16 protein-coding genes are annotated in these 16,349 nt (G+C 66.8%); 5 read left to right on the top strand and 11 right to left on the bottom strand.

The window, feature by feature from the left end; translation table 11 throughout:
* Window positions 1-123: 123 nt before the first annotated feature.
* The gene (locus MAA8898_RS07245; RefSeq protein ID WP_094020317.1) at window positions 124-2,325 is read right to left on the bottom strand and encodes a primosomal protein N'; all 2,202 of its coding nucleotides are present in this window, start codon (window positions 2,323-2,325) and stop codon (window positions 124-126) included.
* Between the two features lie 56 nt (window positions 2,326-2,381).
* On the opposite strand from MAA8898_RS07245, the gene fsa reads away from it, so the two are divergent.
* Window positions 2,382-3,035 (top strand): fructose-6-phosphate aldolase, encoded by a 654-nt coding sequence (fsa, locus tag MAA8898_RS07240; protein WP_094020451.1) that lies wholly within the window; start codon window positions 2,382-2,384, stop codon window positions 3,033-3,035.
* 137 nt (window positions 3,036-3,172) lie between these two features.
* Here fsa and MAA8898_RS07235 read toward each other — a convergent pair whose 3' ends face one another.
* Together MAA8898_RS07235 and parA are read right to left on the bottom strand one after the other, a co-directional pair.
* On the bottom strand, window positions 3,173-4,015 hold the full coding sequence (locus MAA8898_RS07235; protein ID WP_094020316.1) for a DUF6206 family protein: 843 nt from the start codon (window positions 4,013-4,015) through the stop codon (window positions 3,173-3,175).
* 20 nt (window positions 4,016-4,035) lie between these two features.
* Window positions 4,036-4,677 (bottom strand): ParA family partition ATPase, encoded by a 642-nt coding sequence (parA, locus tag MAA8898_RS07230; RefSeq protein WP_094020315.1) that lies wholly within the window; start codon window positions 4,675-4,677, stop codon window positions 4,036-4,038.
* 168 nt (window positions 4,678-4,845) lie between these two features.
* Between parA and MAA8898_RS07225 the strand changes: the two genes are divergently transcribed.
* The gene (locus MAA8898_RS07225) at window positions 4,846-5,517 is read left to right on the top strand and encodes a hypothetical protein (RefSeq protein ID WP_094020314.1); all 672 of its coding nucleotides are present in this window, start codon (window positions 4,846-4,848) and stop codon (window positions 5,515-5,517) included.
* Between the two features lie 70 nt (window positions 5,518-5,587).
* Here MAA8898_RS07225 and MAA8898_RS07220 read toward each other — a convergent pair whose 3' ends face one another.
* A complete protein-coding gene (locus MAA8898_RS07220; protein WP_094020313.1) occupies window positions 5,588-6,004 on the bottom strand; it encodes a DUF4864 domain-containing protein in 417 nt (138 codons plus the stop codon).
* Window positions 6,005-6,066: 62 nt separating this feature from the next.
* A complete protein-coding gene (locus MAA8898_RS07215; RefSeq protein ID WP_094020312.1) occupies window positions 6,067-7,644 on the bottom strand; it encodes a lysine--tRNA ligase in 1,578 nt (525 codons plus the stop codon).
* Window positions 7,645-7,744: 100 nt separating this feature from the next.
* Here MAA8898_RS07215 and MAA8898_RS07210 point away from each other — a divergent pair, with 100 nt between their 5' ends.
* Both MAA8898_RS07210 and MAA8898_RS07205 read left to right on the top strand, forming a co-directional pair.
* Window positions 7,745-8,167, top strand: a complete 423-nt coding sequence (locus MAA8898_RS07210) for a tellurite resistance TerB family protein (protein ID WP_094020311.1) — start codon at window positions 7,745-7,747, stop codon at window positions 8,165-8,167.
* A 179-nt stretch (window positions 8,168-8,346) separates the two neighbouring features.
* Entirely contained in the window at window positions 8,347-8,775 is a 429-nt protein-coding gene (locus MAA8898_RS07205) for a L,D-transpeptidase (protein ID WP_094020450.1), read from the top strand.
* A gap of 68 nt (window positions 8,776-8,843) precedes the next feature.
* Here MAA8898_RS07205 and dacB read toward each other — a convergent pair whose 3' ends face one another.
* The 3 genes from dacB to MAA8898_RS07190 all read right to left on the bottom strand — a co-directional run bounded on the left by dacB (window position 8,844) and on the right by MAA8898_RS07190 (window position 11,940).
* Window positions 8,844-10,349 carry a D-alanyl-D-alanine carboxypeptidase/D-alanyl-D-alanine endopeptidase gene (dacB, locus tag MAA8898_RS07200; RefSeq protein WP_094020310.1) on the bottom strand — a complete coding sequence of 502 codons (1,506 nt, stop codon included), beginning with the start codon at window positions 10,347-10,349 and terminating at the stop codon, window positions 8,844-8,846.
* Between the two features lie 58 nt (window positions 10,350-10,407).
* A complete protein-coding gene (locus MAA8898_RS07195) occupies window positions 10,408-10,989 on the bottom strand; it encodes a nicotinate-nucleotide adenylyltransferase (RefSeq protein ID WP_094020449.1) in 582 nt (193 codons plus the stop codon).
* A 210-nt stretch (window positions 10,990-11,199) separates the two neighbouring features.
* On the bottom strand, window positions 11,200-11,940 hold the full coding sequence (locus tag MAA8898_RS07190) for a choice-of-anchor E domain-containing protein (RefSeq protein WP_094020309.1): 741 nt from the start codon (window positions 11,938-11,940) through the stop codon (window positions 11,200-11,202).
* A gap of 161 nt (window positions 11,941-12,101) precedes the next feature.
* Here MAA8898_RS07190 and ettA point away from each other — a divergent pair, with 161 nt between their 5' ends.
* Window positions 12,102-13,757, top strand: a complete 1,656-nt coding sequence (gene ettA / locus MAA8898_RS07185; RefSeq protein WP_094020308.1) for an energy-dependent translational throttle protein EttA — start codon at window positions 12,102-12,104, stop codon at window positions 13,755-13,757.
* Between the two features lie 256 nt (window positions 13,758-14,013).
* Here the strand turns inward: ettA and MAA8898_RS07180 are convergent, their stop codons facing one another.
* From MAA8898_RS07180 to MAA8898_RS07170, 3 genes are all read right to left on the bottom strand, one after another.
* Window positions 14,014-14,673, bottom strand: coding sequence for a hypothetical protein (locus MAA8898_RS07180; protein WP_094020307.1), 660 nt, complete (start codon window positions 14,671-14,673; stop codon window positions 14,014-14,016).
* Window positions 14,674-14,953: 280 nt separating this feature from the next.
* On the bottom strand, window positions 14,954-15,523 hold the full coding sequence (locus tag MAA8898_RS07175; protein ID WP_094020306.1) for an REP-associated tyrosine transposase: 570 nt from the start codon (window positions 15,521-15,523) through the stop codon (window positions 14,954-14,956).
* A gap of 102 nt (window positions 15,524-15,625) precedes the next feature.
* Complete coding sequence (locus MAA8898_RS07170; RefSeq protein WP_094020305.1) at window positions 15,626-16,099, bottom strand: DUF2938 family protein; 474 nt, start codon at window positions 16,097-16,099, stop codon at window positions 15,626-15,628.
* Between the last annotated feature and the right edge of the window lie 250 nt (window positions 16,100-16,349).

Genomic DNA, 16,349 nt, shown 5'->3' with positions numbered 1-16,349 from the left:
GGGAACAAACAAGGCAAGGCCTGAAAAGACCCCCTGTTGTGGCGCAATCGCCGCGAGCGCGCCACTTGAGGGACGGTGGGCGGGGCGGCGTTGCCGCAGGCAACCAGCGTCCGCCCCCGTCCCTCAGAAGAAACTCTGCGGGTCGATGTCGATGGCCATGCGCAGATCGCCGCTCAGCCGCACCTGCCCGGCCCATTCCGCCAGCGCCGCCTGCAGGGCCGCGCCCTTTGGCGCCTTGACCAGCAGCCGCACCCGGTGCCGCCCCCGGACCCGCGCGATGGGCGCGGGCGCGGGGCCGTAGACCTCGGCCCCGACCCGCCGCAGCGGCCCGTCGTGCCGCGCCAGGTGGTTGCCCAGGTCGAACACCTTGCCCACGTCCGAGCCGGACAGGATCACCCCGGCCAGCCGGCCATAGGGCGGCATACCGGCGACCCGCCGCTCCTCGGCCTCGGCCTTCCAGAACGCTTCCTCGTCACCGTCGAGGATCGCGCGGATGACCGGGTGTTCGGGCTGGTAGGTCTGCAACAGCGCCTCGCCCGGACGTTCGGCCCGCCCGGCGCGCCCCGCCACCTGCCGCATCAGTTGAAAGGTCCGCTCGGCCGCGCGCAGGTCCGACCCTTGCAAGCCCAGATCCGCGTCGATCACCCCGACCAGCGTCAGCAGGGGAAAGTTGTGCCCCTTGGCCACCAGCTGCGTGCCGATCACGATGTCCGCCGCCCCGGCCGCGATCGCCTCGATCTGCGCCTTCAACTCGCGCGCGGTGCCGAACAGGTCGGACGACAGCACCGCGATGCGTGCCTGCGGAAACAGCGCCGCCGCCTCCTCGGCCAGCCGTTCGACCCCCGGACCCACCGCCGCCAGCTTGCCCTCGACCTGGCAGGACGGGCAGACCTCGGGCAATGGCCGCGTCTCGCCGCACTGGTGGCAGACCAGCCGTTTCAGGAAGCGATGTTCGACCATGCGCGCGTCGCAATGGTCACAGCCGATCTGCATGCCGCAGGCCCGGCACAGCGTCACCGGGGCATAGCCGCGCCGGTTTAGGAACAGCAGCGCCTGCTCTCCCTTCTCCATCCGCACCGTCACCGCCCGCTGCAAGGTGCCCGAGATCCAGCGGTTCGACGGCAGGTCCTCGGCCCGCATGTCGATCGTCCGCATCCCCGGCATGACCGCCGGTCCGAAGCGCGACACCAGGTCCAGCCGCGTGTATTTGCCCGCATCGGCATTGGCCCAGCTTTCCAGCGAAGGCGTGGCCGAGGCCAGCACCACCTGCGCCCCCAGGATCGAGGCGCGCAACACCGCCATGTCCCGCGCGTTGTAGAGAACCCCGTCCTCCTGCTTGTAGGAGGTGTCGTGCTCCTCATCGACGACGATCAGGCCCAGGTCGCGGAACGGCAGGAACAGCGCCGATCGCGCGCCCACCACCATCTGCGCCTGCCCTTCGCCGACCATGCGCCAGACGCGCCGCCGCTCTGTCATGGTCACGCCGGAGTGCCACTCGGCCGGGCGCGCGCCGAACCGCGCCTCGACCCGCGCCAGGAACTCCGCCGACAGGGCGATTTCCGGCAGCAGCACCAGCGCCTGCCGCCCCGCGCGCAGGCATTCGGCCACCGCCTCGAGGTAGACCTCGGTCTTGCCGGACCCTGTCACCCCCTTCAGCAGCACCGTGCCGTAGGCGCCGGAGCGTTGCCCGGCGCGCAGGACCTCGGCCGCCAAGGCCTGGTCCGGGGTCAGGTCCTTGCCGCCATGGTCCGGGTCGAGCGGGGCAAAGCCGGTGTCGCGCGGCGTGTCCTCCTCGAGAATCGCGCCGCTCTTGACCAGGCCCTTGACCACCGATGTGGTCACACCGGCCATCTCCGACAGTTCCGACAGCGTCAGCGCCAGGCCGCCCATTTCGCGCGCCGCCGCGATCACCCGGCCGCGCGCCTCGGTCATGCGGTCCGGCTCTCCCTCACCCAGGCGGTAGACCTTGCGCATCGAGGGCGGATCGCCCAGCCCCGGCGCCCGCGTCGCCAGCCGCAGCATCGCCGACAGCGGCGTCAGCGTGTAGGCACCGGCGCGTTCGAGGAACAGCCGCATCTCCTCGCGCATCGGCGCGGCATCCAGCACCCGGCCCACGGCGCGGATCTTGCTTGCGTCGAAATCCCCGCGCCCCGGCCCCCAGACCACGCCCAACACCTTGCGCGGGCCCAACGGCACCTCGACATAGGCGCCCAGCCAGCAGCCGCCCTCCGGCGCACGGTAATCCAGCACGCGGTCCAGCGGCTGCGTGGTGAGAACCCCGACAAGGGAACCCGCTTCGAAGAAATCCGGGGTAGTGATCGGCATGCAAAAGGGGTAAAGCCCAAGGCAGGAAAGTCCAAGACACCATGGAGGCGCTGCTCATGAAATTCTTTGTCGACACCGCAGAGATCGACGCCATCGCCGAGTTGAACGATCTGGGCATGCTGGACGGGGTCACCACGAACCCCTCGCTGATCATGAAATCCGGCCGCGACATCCTCGAGGTCATCAAGGAGATCTGCGACCTGGTTTCCGGCCCGGTCTCTGCCGAGGTCGTCGCGCTCGAGGCCGAGGCGATGATCGCCGAAGGCCGCAAGCTGGCCGGGATCGCCGAGAACATCGCCGTCAAGGTGCCGCTGACCTGGGACGGCCTGAAGGCCTGCAAGGTCCTGTCGGGCGAGGGCAAGATGGTCAACGTCACCCTCTGTTTCTCGGCCAACCAGGCGCTGCTGGCGGCCAAGGCCGGCGCGACCTTCATCTCGCCGTTCATCGGCCGGCTGGACGACATCAACATCGACGGGCTCGACCTGATCGCCGACATCCGCGAGATCTATGACAACTATGGGTTCGAGACGCAGATCCTGGCCGCCTCGATCCGCTCGCCCAACCATATGTCGGAATGCGCCAAGATCGGCGCCGACGTGGCCACCGCGCCGCCCTCGGTCATCAAGGCCATGGCGAACCACGTGCTGACGGACAAGGGCCTCGAAGGCTTCCTCAAGGATGCGGCCAAGGCGGGCATCAAGATCGTCTGACCGATTGCGGCGAGGTCGGAATGGGGGCTCTGCCCCCAAACCCCCGGGTGTATTTGGACAGAGAAGAAACATGGGGCGTACCCAATGTTTCCTTTTGGTGGGGATACACCCGGCGCTACGGCCTGCATTGTGTAGACTCAGACGTTGGGCTCGCCCTGCAACCCCAGCAGCTTGCGGAACCCTGTCCAGTAGCCGGGCAGGCGCGGCGGTTCGGCCAACCCCTTCAGCGCCTCTCCGGCCCAGGGCGCCATTTCGCGCGCCGCGAAATCGCGACCCCAGTCCAGGTAGGCACCCGCGTGTTCGGGACGCAACCGGCAGGCCGAACCCACGAGACCGACCAGGGTTTCGGGTGGTGAATACCATTCGTCCTGAATGCCCGTGACGCGCGTCTGCATCAGCGGCCCCACCAGCCGCATCAGCCGCTTGTCCGAGAAGGTCAGCAACATCCGGCCCATTTCCGCGCGCGTGTAGTGGATCAGCGGCGGGAAGGTGTCGAAGAACACCGCCTCGCCATCGACGATGGCGAAGTTGCGGATCGAGGGGTGAAAGCCGATGCGCCCCTCCTGCCCACGCGCCCAGAGCCAGAAACGCGCGATCACCAGACCTGCCGCCTCCATCATCTGCAAGGTTTCCTCCAGCGGGGCGCGCTGCATGCGCGGGCGCATCAGGCTGTCTTCGGGCAAGGCCTGCTGGACGATCGCGGGAACGGTGATGCCATCGAGGTCGACCAGGTGAAAGGCGGTCTCCGGCAGGGGAACGCCACCCGCGCGCAGGGCAGCGACGTAATCGTCGTGGCAGCGCGCCAGCCGCTCCAGCGCGGCGCTGTCCGAGAGACCCCGGTAGACCTTGATCACCCGGTCCGACAGCGGCCCCTGCGTCGGTCGGAACGGCGCGCAGAAATAGCCAAGGCGCGAGATGGTCTTGCCCCGGGCTTCGGCGTCGGCGCGGATCAGGCGGGTGAGTTCGGCGATATCTGTCATGGGGCCTCCTGCGCGCCCGCTTACCCGGTCCCGAGGCGCTCCGCCACCTCTGCCAGCAGCGCGGCGATCTCGTCGCGCGCCGGGGTCCGGGTGCCCTCCTGCGCGCCGCGGCCTTGCCCCATCGCCTCGGCATAACCCACGCGGTTGCCCAGCGAGGCCTGCGCCACGTCGGCGCCCAGCCGCGCGGCCGCGGTCGCCACCTCGGCGTTCAGGCGCGTGCCGGCGCGGGTGCGGTTCATCACCAGCAGCGTGTCGCGGTTTTCCCGCGCCGCAAGGTCCAGAACGCCTTCGGTGGCCCACAGGTCGATGTGGCTGACCGAGACCGGAACCACCACCAGGTCGGCGACGCGCAGCGCCGGGCGCAGGTCGCTGTCGGCCTTGGGCGGCGTGTCGATGATGACGATGTCGTTGGCGGAGGACAGCTTGCGCACCTCGTAGGACACGCCCCAGGCCGAGGAGGTGGCAAAGTCCAGCCCTTCGCAGGTCTCTGGCGCGGTTTCCATGCGCGTCATGAACCAGCGGCCGAGGCTGCCCTGCGGATCGAGGTCCACCAGCGCCACCTTGCGCCCCAGCCCGCGGAAGCCCAGCGCCAGGTGCGCGGCGAGGGTCGTCTTGCCGCTGCCGCCCTTCTGCTGCGCTACCGTGATGACCCGTCCCGCCATGCGCTCTCCCCCGCTGCCGCTCCGGGCGACTGTGCCCCCGCAGCAGGCGGGAATCCAGCCCCTTTGGACCTTGCGACTCAGGACGTGCCTGCGTCGCGGGTCCATTCACAATCTGTTAACCATTGCAAACCTAACCTGAATCCAGCTGCCGCTGCCAGGAGCCCGACGATGCGTCCTGCCGCCTTTCTTCTCAGGGCGTTCGTGTTCATGTGCCTCGGCGCCATGGCGCAGGCCGGGGCGTGGCCGCGCAAGGCGGGCGAGGGATTTGCCACCATCGCCGTACGGCTGGGCTGGCCGCAGGACATGGGCGACTGGACCTCGCTGGAACCGACGCAGGACTATTCGACCCTGTACCTGGAATATGGTCTGACGGACCGGCTGACGCTGGGCCTCGACCTCGGGCATTCGGTTTCGGGCGGCGGCAAGACGGTGATTTTCCTGCAATACCCGGTCCGGCAGGCCGACACCGGGGCGCAGGTGTCGGCGCAGCTCGGCTTTGGCGTGATCTCGGGTGAAAGGATCATTCGCCCCGGGCTGTCGGCCGGATGGAGCCTGAAACGGGGTTGGGTGTCGGTCGACGGCGTGGCGGAAACCTATCTCGACGACGGTCGCACCGATCTGAAACTGGACATGACCTGGGGACGCAACCTTGCCCATGACCGCAAGCTGATCGTCCAGTTGCAGACCGGGCAACCCGACGGGCGCGACCCCTTTGCCCGGCTGGCGCCCTCGATCGTGCTGCCCCTGCGCGGCAGGTTCAAGCTTGAGGCTGGCGCCACCTGGGGGCTGACCGGCGACACCTCCATGGGCCTCAAGCTGGGGCTCTGGACCGACTTCTGACAGGGGCAGCGGCCGGGGACGGTGGGCGGGGCGATGTTGCCTGCCGTGCGACGAGCGCCGTGCGAGGGCCTCAGGCCGCCACGTCCGGCGCGGGCACCACCTCGACACCCGAGATCCGCCAGGCGCCGTCCACCTGTTCCATCCGGTACTCCAGGACAAAGCGCCGACCCTCGGCATCCTCGATCAACACCTGCTGCCAGGGCGCGCCGTCGCGCTCGCGCAGCGCGCCGAACTGCACATCCGAAGGCCGCCAGACCATCGGGTAGCCGTTGCGCACCATCGCGCCGAAATTCTCGGGCGTGCCGAACATGCCGCGGATGCCCGGACTGGCATAGGTGAAGGCGGTGACAAAATCGTCCTGCAGGAAGGCGTCGATCTGGCTGCGGATCGTGCCTTCGATCTGCGGATTGGGCGTCAGCACCTCCTGCGCCCAGACCGCCCCCGCCAGGCCCAGCCCGGCGATCATTCCCAGTACAGCGTTGCGCATGGCATCCTCCTCATGGCTGACCCAAAGGTAAGCCATGAGGCGCCGTCGTCAAAACGGGATCGTCAGGCCAGTTCGCCCGCCAGCGCGGTTTCGATCAGCGCCACCGTCTCGTCGACGCCGTAGAGCGCGATGAACCCGCCAAAGCGCGGCCCCTGGCTCTGGCCCAGCAGCACCTCGTAGAGCGCCTTGAACCAGTCGCGCAGCGGCTCGAAACCATGCGCCTTGCCCACGGCGAAGACCAGCGATTGCAGCGTCTCGTCGTCGGTCGGGCCGTCGTGCGCCTTCAGCTGCGCCGCGAGGTCCGCAATCGCTGCGCGCTCCTTCTCGTCCGGGGCGCGGAACACCTTGTTCGGCTTGACGAAATCCTCGAAGTAGCGGACCGCAAAACCCGCCGCCGCGTCCAGGTCGGGATGCGTTTCGGGTGTCGCCTCGGGGGCGTAGCGGTTGATGAAGGACCACATGGCCTGCTTGTTCTCCGCATGCGCCGCGCTGGCCAGGTTCAGCAGCATCGAGAACGGCACCACCATCCTGGACTCGGGCACCTCGCCGCCGTGGATGTGCCAGACCGGGTTGTTCAGCTGTGTCGCCAGATCCTGATCCGGATAGGCGCGCAGCTGCTGGTGGTATTCGTCCACCGCCTTAGGGATCACGTCCCACCACAGCCGCTTGGCGGTCTTGGGCTTCTGGAACATGAAATAGGACAGCGACTCGGTTGCCGCGTAGCTCAGCCATTCGTCGATCGACAGGCCGTTGCCCTTCGACTTCGAGATCTTCTGGCCTTGGTCGTCCAAGAACAGCTCGTAGGTGAAATGCTCCGGCGCGGGCACGCCCAGCGTGCGGCAGATGCCGTCGTAGATCGGTGTATTGGTCGAGTGGTCCTTGCCGTACATCTCGAAATCGACGCCCAGCGCCGCCCAGCGCGCGCCGAAGTCCGGCTTCCACTGCAGTTTCACCTGTCCGCCGGTCACCGGCAGCGTCCATTCGCGCCCCTGCTCGTCGTCAAAGGTGATCTCGCCCTTCGCCGCATCGACGTTCTTCAGCGGCACGTAGAGCACGCGGCCGGTTTCGGGATGGATCGGCAGGAAAATCGAATAGGTCTGCTGGCGCTCTTCGCGCAGCGACTTCAGCATGATCTTCATCAGGTCGTCATAGCGCTCGGCGCAGCGCAGCAACGTCGCGTCAAACTGGCCCGACTTGTAGAAATCGGTGGCCGAATAGAACTCGTACTCGAACCCGAAGGTGTCGAGAAACCGCCGCAGCATGGCGTTGTTGTGGTGGCCGAAACTTTCGAACTCGTCGAACGGATCGGGGACCGAGGTCAGCGGCTTTTGCAGGTGCTGTTGCAGCATCTCCTGGTGCGGCACATTGCCCGGAACCTTGCGCATTCCGTCCATGTCGTCGGAAAAGCAGATCAGCCGCGTCGGGATGTCGCTGATCGCCTCGAAGGCGCGGCGGATCATCGTCGTCCTCAGCACCTCGCCAAAGGTGCCGATATGCGGCAGGCCCGAGGGGCCGTAACCCGTCTCGAACAGCACGTAACCCTTTTCGGGGGGCGCTTTTTCATAGCGTTTGAGGATCCGGCGCGCCTCTTCGAAAGGCCAGGCCTTGGCACTCATGGCGGCATCGCGCAGATCGGACATCGGGTCGCTCCTCGGGGACGTGTTGAGCGCGCTTCCTATTGCCCCCCCGGGGCCGCGTCAATAAATTGCACCGAACCCGGCAACCAGAGCGAGGCGCCCCATGTCCGAAGACCCCCATCCGCTGAGCCCGCAGGACTGCCTTGTCGCGCTGATGATCGCGATCTCGGCCTCGGACGAGAACATGCGCACGGCCGAGCTGATGAAGATCGACTCGACGGTCAATCACCTGCCGATCTTCGCCGACTACGACGCCGATCGCGTACGGGAAATGTCGAGCCTTGTCTTCGAGCTGTTCGAACAGGAAGACGGCCTCGACGCGCTGTTCGGACTGATCCGCGACAACCTGCCCGAACGGCTGAACGAGACCGCCTATGCGCTGGCCTGCGACGTGGCCGCCGCCGACGGCGCGCTCTACGAGGCCGAGCTGCGGCTGCTGGAAGAGATTCGCTACGAGCTGAACATCGACCGCCTGCACGCCGCGGCGATCGAACGCGGGGCGCGGGCGCGGCACCTGAAGGCTTGATCTGGCGCAAATGCGTCCGGGTTCCCCGCCAAGCGTTGCATAATTCCCATAGTTCCGAGTCAGTTGCACGCCACCTGTGCAGAGTCGGGATTACCCGACTCCCCCCCGGCTAACCGCTTGGTAATCTCTCTTCAGGCATTTTTTCGCCGAAGCTGCCAAGCTTGTACCTGGAGGGACTGATGAACAGAATTTTCGCTGCCGCGGTGGGCGCGGCCATGCTCTGCCTTGCGCCACTGATGGCCGCCGCTGCGCCGCTGGTGGCCAAGGTGGACGTATCGACCCAGACGATGACCGTGATCTACAACGGGCAGGTTGCCTATCGCTGGCCGGTGTCCACCGCGCGCCCGGGCAAGATCACGCCGACCGGCCAATGGAACGCCCAGTGGCTGTCCAAGTATCACCGGTCGAGCATCTACAACAACGCGCCGATGCCTTTCGCGATCTTCTTCAACGGCGACTACGCGATCCACGGCACCGACCAGATCAGCCGCCTGGGCCGCCCGGCCTCGGCCGGCTGCGTGCGCCTGCACCCCGAACACGCCGCCGTGCTGTTCGAACTGACCCAGCAGGTCGGCAAGGCGAACATGAAGGTCGTGATCGACAACTGACCTTTGCGGACTGCAAACACAGACAGGCCCCGCCCCGGCGGGGCCTTTTCATGTGTGCACGTCCTGGGTCAGCTGTGGTACAGCACGCTCCAGCGTTCGATCAGCGCCTGTTGCAGCACCTTGGCCCGGCTGTTCCACTCGCGTCCGCCATCCGGACGCTCGCGCTGGTCGCGGGTCAGCTTGTCCCGGCGCGGCAGGTCGGCCGAAAAGATCGCAAACACCAGTTCCGTGCCATCCGGCAGGTCGATGAACCCGGCCAGCCCGCTAACGAAGTTCAGCGTGCCGGTCTTGGCATGCACGCTGACAGGATGATCCTCGACCACCCTGTAATCGTCGTCGCGCAGCGGGATGGGCTTCAGCAGGGCCTTGATGCCCATGCTTTGCCGCAGCGCGCGCAGAGCGCCGGTCATCTGCCCGGCGGTCACCCGGCTGCGGTCGCCCAGGCCCGAGTGATCGACCAGCGCCATGCCCGGCACGCCCAGCGCCTGCTGCGCCCAGGCGTTCATCTCGGCGGCGGATTCTTCCAGCGACGCCGGGACCTTGCCGGTCCGTTTCGCCGTTGCGGTCAGGCCGACCACCTCGGCGGTGAGGTTCGTGGACCATTTCAGCATGTCGCGCAGGATGATCCGCAGCGACACGCTTTCCCGGCGTGCCAGTTCCGTGCCCTCGGGGGCGGCCGTGGCCAGCCCCGGCGCGCCGACCGTGATCCCGTTGGCGCGCAACAGGGTCTGAAAGACCTCGCCAGCGTAGACTTCGGGCTTGCGCACCGGCAGCCAGCGTGCCCCGCCATCGCCCAGCGCGCCCTGCGCGACCGTCCACTTGTCGCGCCCGCCGGCGTCCTCGTAGGTGTAGACTGGCACGATCCGGTCTGCGAGCGCCATCTGCGCCACTCGCACGTCCGGCGTATGCGCCGCCGCGCGGGCCTGCATGGTCACGGCGTAGCCGCCGCCCGCCTTGCGCCATTCGAAATGCACGCGGTTGTAGTTCAGGTTCATCCCCGACACCGACGGGTTGTAGCCCACATGCTCGGGCTGGTCGGGGTCGATCCCGGTCAGCATCGGCAGGGCGCCGCCCCAGACCTTGAGCCCGCCGGTGACCTTGGTCACCCCGGCCTGCCGCACCGCCCCGGCCAGGTCGGCCAGTGCATCGGAATCGAGCGTGGGGTCGCCGCCGCCCGCCAGCACCAGGTCGCCGTCCAGCACGCCGTCGCGGATCGGGCCGCTGGCGACCACCCGCGTCACGAAACGATACCCCGGCCCCAGCACGTCCAGCGCGTAACCGGCCGTCAGCGCCTTGGCCACGCTGGCCGGCGGCAGGCTGAGTTCCGGGTCATGCGATTCGAGCGTCTCGCCCGTGGTCGCGCGCATCACGGCAAAGCTGGTGTTGCCGTTCAGCCCGGCCTTTTCGAGCAGCGCCTCGGCCGGCGGAAGAACGGCCTTGCGAAAGTCGTCGGCCCGCGCCTTGGGGCGCAACGAGGTCTCCGGCGCACCGGCCCACCCCGGCAACACCAAGCTGCCGGCGACAAACCCCGCGGACCCGCCCAGGAAGGAACGTCTGGAAAACCCTTGCGTCATGGCGCCGATCTAAGCGAATCCCGGCCGCCCCGGCAACCGGCAAGTGCCGCACGCCGTTTCACGATTTCTCACCTGTCACCCAATGGCCCGCCGCCCGGATCGCGGACGAGCTGAGGTCCACCATCGGCATGTTCACGAAACACCAGACCGGCGGCCGCGCCAGGCCCAGCAGGCGCGAGGCCGGCGCCGGAAGCCGGGCCGCCCGGTAGATCCGCGCCGCCGGTGCCGTGCGCGCCGCCGTGCGCAGACCGGGGCGCGCCAGGACGCCGACCGGCACGCTGTCGAGGATCTGTCGCCAGCTTTCCCAGAGGTGGAACTGCACGAGATTGTCGGCCCCCATCAACCAGACGAAACGGACGCCGGGAAAGCGGTGCCGCAGCACGCCGAGGGTGGCGGCGGTGTAGCGGGTGCCCGCGCGCGCCTCAAAGTCGCTGATCCGGATGCGCGGGTCGTCGACCAGCGCGCGGGCCGCCGCCATCCGTTCGGCCAGCGGCGCAGGGGGATTGGGTTTCAGCGGGTTGCCCGGGCTGACCAGCCAGACCACCCGGTCGAGATCGAACAGCTTGAGCGCCTCGCGCGACAGGTGCAGGTGCCCGGCGTGCGGCGGATCGAAGGACCCGCCGAGCAGACCCACGCGCACGCCCCTGGGCAGCGCCTGACCGGCCAGGGTCCGGCCCAGGTCCACGCCGATCGGACCGCGCACCGCGCCCGGCCCGGAATGCTTTGGCCCTCGCGGCACGCCAGCTCCCTCAGGTTGCCGCGCGTCGGCGCGACCTTCCTTCCGGATAAGGCCTTCCATGTCCCTGCGCAAGAACACCGGCCGCGGGCACCAGCCCTCTGCCAGGCGTCGTCAGGCCGACCCTCGGCGGCTGCGCGCAATGACCCCGAGAATGCCCAGCGCGCACAGCAGCAGCGGCAGACCGGCGGGCAGCGGGACCGACGCCGGCGTCTCGTCATAGGTGTAGGTCACGCTGGCGAACAGGTTGGATGCCGCGACGGTCGATATCCGGGCCTCCGGGGTCCAGCTTGGCAGGTAATGCAGCGATACGTCGAAAGCGCCCGCGCCGGTGTAGGACGCGAAGGCCCCGGGACCTATCGGCGGGGGAATGGATCCAGCCATGTTGATCGTCCTTGGATCGCTGCACACGACCCCTTCGGCCGCGGTGCATGTCAGGTCCCTCACCGCTGTCAGCGTGTAGACCGGAATGCCGAAATATCCGGCGATCTTCAGTGTCAGCGTGATCGCCTCATTATCGCAGTCCGTTCCCCGTGCCACACAGTTGTAGAAACCACCTGTGGCCGTGCCCGTGATGCCGGCATGGATGTCCACACCAGTCAGGACACCCAAGGATGCATCGAATTTCTGCAGGGAAATGGTCTGAAAGAGAGGACCCGGGAAGACATCCGGAGAGCCCGGAACCGAAGAGGACACGAACGGCCCGGGCAAAGACTCGGCATAGGTCAGGGTCGCGGCTGTCGCCGCACTCGCAGAGACAAGGCACGCTGCCACCAGCGCCCCGCCGACAATCCTGTGCATGGAAACCTCGAAGAAAAAAGCCTCGTCCGCGGCGGGGCGGATCCGGTCGGACATGAACCCGAAGCCTGAATCGCCCCTTCCGGGCGACGCTTGAAATATGCCACGCCTTCCCCGCGCGACGAAACGAAATCGCCTGCCTCCTCCCCGCCCTCGGTTGCAAGCGGCAGGCCGATGCCCTAGAGCTTCGCCCTGATCTCAAAAGCCGGAGTCGCGTTATGGCAAGCTATCAGTATGTCTACCACATGGACGGCGTGTCCAAGACCTATCCCGGTGGCAAGAAATGCTTTGAGAACATCCGCCTGAACTTCCTCCCCGGAGTCAAGATCGGCGTTGTCGGCGTCAACGGCGCCGGTAAATCGACCCTGCTGCGCATCATGGCCGGCCTCGACAAGGATTTCTCGGGCGAGGCCTGGGCCGCCGAGGGCGCGCGCGTCGGCTACCTGCCGCAGGAGCCGAAGCTGGACGAGACACTGAACGTGCGCGACAACGTCATGCTCGGCGTCGCCGAAAAGAAGGCCAAGCTGGACAAGTACAACGAGCTGGCGATGAACTACAGTGACGAGACCGCCGACGAGATGGCCGCGCTGCAGGACGAGATCGACAGCCAGAACCTGTGGGACCTCGACAGCCAGATCGACGTCGCGCTGGAGGCGCTGCGCTGCCCGCCGGACGACGCGATGCCGGCCAACCTGTCGGGCGGTGAACGCCGCCGCGTGGCGCTGTGCAAGCTGCTGCTCGAAGCGCCCGAGATGCTGCTGCTCGACGAACCGACGAACCACCTCGACGCCGAGACCATCGCCTGGCTGCAAAAGCACCTGATCGACTACAAGGGCACGATCCTGATCGTCACCCACGACCGCTACTTCCTGGACGACATCACCAGCTGGATCCTCGAACTCGACCGTGGCCGCGGCATCCCCTACGAGGGCAATTATTCCGCCTGGCTGGAACAGAAGGCCAAGCGCCTGGCCCAGGAAGCGCGAGAGGACAAGGCCAAGCAGAAGACGCTGGAGCGCGAACTGGAGTGGATGCGGCAGGGCGCCAAGGCGCGTCAGGCCAAGTCAAAGGCCCGGATCCAAGCCTACAACGAGATGGCCGGCCAGTCCGAGCGCGAAAAGCTGTCGCGCGCGCAGATCATCATCCCCAACGGCCCGCGCCTTGGCCAGAAGGTGATCGAGGTCAACGGCCTCAAGAAGGCCATGGGGGACAAGCTGCTGATCGAGGACCTGACGTTTTCGCTGCCGCCGGGCGGCATCGTCGGCGTGATCGGCCCCAACGGCGCGGGCAAGTCGACCCTGTTCAAGATGCTGACCGGACAGGAAAAACCCGACGGCGGCAGCATCGAATACGGCGACACGGTGAAACTGGCCTACGTCGACCAGTCGCGCGATGACCTCAAGGCCGACGCCACCGTCTGGGAGGCGATTTCCGGCGGAGCCGAGATCATCAAGCTGGGCGATGCCGAGATCAACAGCCGCGCCTACTGCGGCGCCTTCAACTTCAAGGGCGGCGACCAGCAGAAGAAGGTCGGCCTGCTGTCCGGGGGCGAGCGCAACCGCGTGCACATGGCGCGCCTCCTGAAAGAGGGCGGCAACGTCATCCTGCTGGACGAACCGACCAACGACCTGGACGTTGAAACGCTGCGGGCGCTGGAAGACGCCCTTGTGGATTTCGCCGGCTGCGCCGTGGTCATCTCGCACGACCGCTTCTTCCTCGACCGTATCTGCACCCACATGCTCGCCTTCGAGGGCGAGGCGCATGTGGAATGGTTCGAGGGCGGCTTTACCGACTACGAAGAGGACAAGAAGCGCCGTCTGGGGGCGGATGCGCTGGAGCCGACGCGATTGAAGCACAAGAAGTTCACCCGCTAGGGTGAATTTCTTGGTTTGCCGGGCGGGTTCGAGGCGTGCGCGATAGCGTATTTGCGAAGCCGGAATGCGTGCGGCACTCGTTTGGGGTCCGTTAGGTGACAGGGAGCCGACACCGGTAGCAGCACAAGACAGCCAGCCGACGCTGCACATCAGGCTGGGTCAGGTCGACAGGTGCCTGGCTCGGCGAACCCCAGAGGACGCGTCGCCGGTTGCCTCCACAGCCGCCAGGTCCGTCCGAAACGGGGTCCGTGTCACGTCAATCCGCGCAATAGACAAGGAAGGACGCGGTCTTCTTTTCGAGATTGAATGCATAGGGCGACACGGAACAGCGGTCATTCAATTTCAGGACTTGCGACTGGTAGGTTTCAACACTGTCACTGCGCCCTGCGGCAAGATCGGCGATGTTCAACCCGACGTAGTTCCGTCCGTTGTAGATGTCGACCGTGTGCAGCGCAAACAACAGGGTTTCGGTCGAGACGGCACGGCTTTCGCCGATCGCCATGGTGAAGCGGTCTCCGCTCCTCATGACTTGCAAAGGATCGGCAAGCAGGCTGCTGTCGATGATATCTCGTCCGCTCGCCGCCGAGTTCGCAGCCTCCGAAACCGCGAGAACCGCCTGCATCGTATCCGCGATGCACTTGGAGTAGGACTGATCGGCATCGGTTCCGGGATTGTAGGAAAGCGTTTCGAGCACCATCCCAACCTGGCCGGCGTTCATCGATGACCCGCCCCCGCCGGCAAGCGCTGCAAACGTCGTTGTCAGTTTCGAATCAAGGTTCCCCTGGATTTCGGGGCTGAACCCGGCTGCACAAACCGCGCCGACCGCGCGGATGACCGAAATGTCCAGTGTCTGCGATTGGGCGACGGAATGAGATCCCAAAACCGATAGGAAAAAGGCAAATCCAAAAATCCGCATGTCCGGCGTTTCTCCTATTGAACCTGTCAAAACGATAGCGCCCGAGGGTGGGAAAATCCACTTTGTTTGACGTTGCCTTGGCGCGCCCCGGTTTGCCTGACGCGTTTCGAGAAGCGCGCCCTGATCATCCCCCATCGCTGCGAATGTGACGGGTCCTCCTCGGGCAGGGTCCTGCGAGCGCAGGTGGGGGCGCCACCAAAGCCCATGCGTGACAAACAGGGCTTGGAGAACCCGTCACAAAGGCACCCGATCCGCACGAAGCCCGCGCGGCGACCCCGCCTTACGCAGCCCACCGGCCCGCGCGCATGTCCCGATGCACCGAGGAATAGGGCCAATCCTCGGGCCTTTCCACAAGCCCATGTTTCACCGGGTCGAGGATGCAATACTGCATGTGGGCAGCTTGATCCGCCTCGTCCCGAATGTGATGCTCCCAAAACCGCCGCTGCCAAATGCCCGCGTCCTGCTTTGTGACCTTGCTCGGGCTGCGCGCTGCGCGGAGCCGCTCCGCCTCGGTGGGTTGCAAACCCACCCTACGGTCCGTGGGTAGGGTGGGTTTGCAACCCACCGCCTGCTCCGATTTCAACCGCACGAGCTTCGAGAACCGTGCCTTGATCGCCCCCCATCTGTCCGAGTAATTCGGATCATCGAAGGGCAGGGTCCAGACCGCATGCATGTGATCCGGCAGGACGACCCAGGCATCAATCCCGAAGGGCCGCCGTTCCCGCGTCACCTTCACCGCTTCGCGCAGGATCGCAATCTCATCCATCAGCAGCGTGCTGCCCCGCTCTGCGAGGCAGACGGTGAAAAAGACGGTTCCCCCTCGGACATCTGGACGTCGATAGTTCGGCATGCCGCATGATTGTTCGAGTACGGTTAATGCCCGGTAACCGTCAGACTGAACCCCGCCCCGCGATCCCGCCGGCGTGGTGTCGCCGAACGGGGTTCCGTCCACCTACCCCAACAGCGCCGTCGCCCACATCCCCAGCCCAAAGACCGTGTGCGCCACCAGCCCCTTGATCCGTCCCACCCAGGGCGCGGGCGTCTTCGACAGCGCCCAGCCCAGCCCCATCCCCGGTTGCAGCAGGAACCAGCCGCCGGAGATCGTGACAATCGCCCAGAGCCACGCCTGCCAGAAGACCGGATTGCCGAACCACGCGCGGCCCACATTCAACGCAAAGACCACGCCGTAGACCACGCCCACAAAATAATGAAACGCCCAGCCCAGCGCGAGTTCGCCCCGCACCGGGGGCACCGCGCCGATGTCGTCGTGAAACACCCGGCCCCGGAACAGCCCCGCCACCCAGCGGCCGACGTTGCCCCAGTTCGGCATCCCCTGCCCTGCCACCCGGTTCAGCAGCAGCGCCCAGAGGTCCATCGCCACTGTGCCGCCGATGCCGATCAGCACCCCTGCCCAGATCACGCCCATGTGGTCCCTCCCCTTTGCGCCACCTTGGCGGCAGATCGCGCCGGACGCAATCGCGGCGCCCGATCCTGCCAGGAGCCGCCGACCCTCGAAGGGCCGCCAAGGCCCATCCGTCCTCTGCCCGCTGCGGAACATGTGGCCCTGCCGTCATGGTCCCTGCCGCCGCCCCGCATGGCCGCGGATCCTCCAACTGCGCACCGGCCACCCCTCTGCCATGAGAACCATGGTATCCTGCCCAGGCGTCCCGCAGTCA

Origin of the sequence: Antarctobacter aquimaris (assembly GCF_900184945.1) — a bacterium.
GTDB classification, from domain to species: Bacteria; Pseudomonadota; Alphaproteobacteria; order Rhodobacterales; family Rhodobacteraceae; genus Maliponia; species Maliponia aquimaris.
The sequence above is the reverse complement of the archived record's forward strand: the minus strand, read 5'-3'. Positions and strand labels throughout refer to the sequence as shown.

What these genes read in the sequence shown, in the direction of transcription:
- dacB (WP_094020310.1), bottom strand. Translation starts at nt 10,349, where the DNA reads ATGACGCAAGGGTTTTCCAGACGTTCCTTCCTGGGCGGGTCCGCGGGG.
- MAA8898_RS07235 (WP_094020316.1), bottom strand. Translation starts at nt 4,015, where the DNA reads ATGACAGATATCGCCGAACTCACCCGCCTGATCCGCGCCGACGCCGAA.
- MAA8898_RS07210 (WP_094020311.1), top strand. Translation starts at nt 7,745, where the DNA reads ATGTCCGAAGACCCCCATCCGCTGAGCCCGCAGGACTGCCTTGTCGCG.
- MAA8898_RS07220 (WP_094020313.1), bottom strand. Translation starts at nt 6,004, where the DNA reads ATGCGCAACGCTGTACTGGGAATGATCGCCGGGCTGGGCCTGGCGGGG.
- MAA8898_RS07175 (WP_094020306.1), bottom strand. Translation starts at nt 15,523, where the DNA reads ATGCCGAACTATCGACGTCCAGATGTCCGAGGGGGAACCGTCTTTTTC.
- MAA8898_RS07180 (WP_094020307.1), bottom strand. Translation starts at nt 14,673, where the DNA reads ATGCGGATTTTTGGATTTGCCTTTTTCCTATCGGTTTTGGGATCTCAT.
- MAA8898_RS07205 (WP_094020450.1), top strand. Translation starts at nt 8,347, where the DNA reads ATGAACAGAATTTTCGCTGCCGCGGTGGGCGCGGCCATGCTCTGCCTT.
- MAA8898_RS07190 (WP_094020309.1), bottom strand. Translation starts at nt 11,940, where the DNA reads ATGTCCGACCGGATCCGCCCCGCCGCGGACGAGGCTTTTTTCTTCGAG.
- MAA8898_RS07225 (WP_094020314.1), top strand. Translation starts at nt 4,846, where the DNA reads ATGCGTCCTGCCGCCTTTCTTCTCAGGGCGTTCGTGTTCATGTGCCTC.
- MAA8898_RS07245 (WP_094020317.1), bottom strand. Translation starts at nt 2,325, where the DNA reads ATGCCGATCACTACCCCGGATTTCTTCGAAGCGGGTTCCCTTGTCGGG.
- MAA8898_RS07170 (WP_094020305.1), bottom strand. Translation starts at nt 16,099, where the DNA reads ATGGGCGTGATCTGGGCAGGGGTGCTGATCGGCATCGGCGGCACAGTG.
- MAA8898_RS07215 (WP_094020312.1), bottom strand. Translation starts at nt 7,644, where the DNA reads ATGTCCGATCTGCGCGATGCCGCCATGAGTGCCAAGGCCTGGCCTTTC.
- fsa (WP_094020451.1), top strand. Translation starts at nt 2,382, where the DNA reads ATGAAATTCTTTGTCGACACCGCAGAGATCGACGCCATCGCCGAGTTG.
- parA (WP_094020315.1), bottom strand. Translation starts at nt 4,677, where the DNA reads ATGGCGGGACGGGTCATCACGGTAGCGCAGCAGAAGGGCGGCAGCGGC.
- ettA (WP_094020308.1), top strand. Translation starts at nt 12,102, where the DNA reads ATGGCAAGCTATCAGTATGTCTACCACATGGACGGCGTGTCCAAGACC.